At 38.1% G+C, this 666-nt stretch carries 1 protein-coding gene and 1 pseudogene; both read left to right on the top strand.

Annotated elements, in window-relative coordinates; translation table 11 throughout:
- Window positions 1-223: hypothetical protein (locus JEM65_RS20585; protein WP_199603556.1), on the top strand; the 223-nt coding region annotated here is incomplete at its 5' end.
- Window positions 217-666, top strand: a pseudogene (locus JEM65_RS20580) (ISNCY-like element ISCku10 family transposase); the annotation flags it as partial. The gene JEM65_RS20585 and the pseudogene JEM65_RS20580, both read left to right, overlap by 7 nt.

Here is a 666-nt window from a genome sequence, read left to right as displayed (position 1 = left end):
TTCTGATAGATATGTACGCCAGCTTATGGGGATCGAAGGGGATTCTTATGGTTTTTCATCAGAAGCAAAGCAGTATAGTTTGACGGCATTAAAGGAAAATATTGGCTTGTTAAATCTAGAAACAATCGCACAGATCAATGATTTGGTATTAGAAGTAGGACAAGGGTATTTAAAAAAAAAGACCACCAAGCTCTTAGGCTCAAAGCCGATAGCTATGTGGTAAAGACCAATGTTCATTTTCCTACGGATCATAACCTGTTATGGGATGCCGCCAGAAAGTGTATTGAAATTGGCTGTTCTTTAGCAAAAACACAAAATATGGAAGGTTGGCGCAAAGCATTGGATTGGAAAAAGCGTGTCAAAATAGAATTCAGGAAACTACAAAAAACCAAAAGGTCAGGAGGCAGAAACAAGGAGCTGCGTTTAAAATATGCCACTGAAAATTATCTGGACATCACCAAGATACTTCAAAAAAAGATGGTAGAATTTCAAGCTGTTTTTGCCCCAAAAACACTTGCCCAAGAGCTCGCTTTTATAGAATTGGAATATTATCTTGAAATGCTGATCAAGCATATGGACCTGGTAGAAAGACGACTTGTGAAAGGTGAAAAAATCCCACATAACGAGAAAGTATTTTCTTTGTTCGAGCCCCATACCAAATGGATC

The organism is Gelidibacter salicanalis (assembly GCF_016469035.1).
Lineage (GTDB): Bacteria > Bacteroidota > Bacteroidia > Flavobacteriales > Flavobacteriaceae > Gelidibacter > Gelidibacter salicanalis_A.
This window is presented reverse-complemented; position numbering and strand designations above follow the sequence as displayed.